Below are 1,227 nucleotides of genomic sequence, written 5' to 3' on the forward strand. Positions count from 1 at the left end.
GAGCGCGCGGTTCCTGCTCGATCCGGGCGCCGGCGAATCGATCGCCACGGTGGCCGATGCGGGCGGCACCTGCATCCTGGCGGTGGGTCCGGAAGGCGGTTGGTCGCCGCGCGACCGCGGACAGCTGCAGTCTGCCGGCTTCACCGGCCTGCGCCTGGGGCCGCGCATCCTGCGCACGGAGACCGCCGGCATCGCGGCCATCGCCGCGCTGCAATCGCGCTACGGGGATCTCTCGGCCTAGGCGGCCTGCTGCAGCGTCTCGCCGATCATGCGCTCGACCGCTTCCAGGTCGGGCACCAGGGCCTCGTCCTCGTTGAGCAGCACCTGCGCCTGCACGCCGTTGGGCAGCAGCGAGGGTTCGGTCTCGCGGGTCACCAGGCGTGAATCCGACACCGTGACCAGGCGCGGGAAGCCCTGGGTCAGGACCGCGAAGAACGGCGCCTTGGGATCGCCACCCAGGGCCTTGAGCACGATGACCTTGCTGCCCAGCCCGCCCTTCTCCTGGGCGATGCCGGCCAGGCGCGAGAACGCGACCAGCGGCAGCTGCCAGCCGCGCCAGCGGATGCGGCCGAGCAGCCATTCGGGCGCATCGGCGATCGGCTCCGGGTCGGCGAACGAGAGCACCTCGGCGATGGTGGCGTTGGGCAGCAACAGGCGCGCGCCCGCGATCTGGATCAGCACGCCTCGGATATCGGCCTGGGCGGTCATGTTCATGGCTTCGTGCTCACAGACTCAGGGAAAGCCAGCGCGTGGACAGGCGCTGGGCGAAGTCGGCGGGCGCCATGGCCTGCCCGCCCGCGGCGACCAGCGCCGCCGAGGCGGCGCTGTCGAAACAGTCTTCCAGCGCCTGGCCGGCGACCAGCGCGCCCTGGCTGGCAGCGCCCATGACTTCCGGAACCACGGCCGGATCGCTGCCGCTGAGCAGCAGGATCGCGCTGTCGCTTGCGGCCAGGCCGGCGAGCACCGGGACCGGCGCATCGGTGGCGCTGAACACGGCAGACTCGCCCTGCGGGGTCGTCGTCATGCCATCGGGAAGGATGTAGATGCGGCCCGACTGCAGCGTCGTGCCGGCTTCGGCGAGCGCGACGGGCAGGATCGTGGCGCGCTGCATCTGCTGCACCAGCCGGTCGTGGCGACCGCCGTCCAGGCGCTGGCGCACGACCACCGGCCTTGCGAAGCCTTCGGGCAGTGCGCCCAGGAGCTGGCGCACGGCGTCGGGGCCGCCGA

3 protein-coding genes are annotated in these 1,227 nt (G+C 72.5%); 1 reads left to right on the forward strand and 2 read right to left on the reverse strand.

The window, feature by feature from the left end; translation table 11 throughout:
- On the forward strand, window positions 1-241 hold a 241-nt coding region (locus tag QAA18_RS10380), incomplete at its 5' end, for an RsmE family RNA methyltransferase (protein WP_279412866.1).
- Here the strand turns inward: QAA18_RS10380 and QAA18_RS10385 are convergent.
- On the reverse strand, window positions 238-714 hold the full coding sequence (locus tag QAA18_RS10385) for a chemotaxis protein CheW (protein ID WP_279412867.1): 477 nt from the start codon (window positions 712-714) through the stop codon (window positions 238-240). The genes QAA18_RS10380 and QAA18_RS10385 overlap by 4 nt on opposite strands.
- A 10-nt stretch (window positions 715-724) precedes the next feature.
- Window positions 725-1,227: chemotaxis protein CheB (locus tag QAA18_RS10390; protein ID WP_279412868.1), on the reverse strand; the 503-nt coding region annotated here is incomplete at its 5' end.

The sequence above is a fragment of the Luteimonas sp. 8-5 genome, from assembly GCF_029763755.1.
In the GTDB taxonomy this organism is placed as follows: domain Bacteria; phylum Pseudomonadota; class Gammaproteobacteria; order Xanthomonadales; family Xanthomonadaceae; genus Cognatiluteimonas.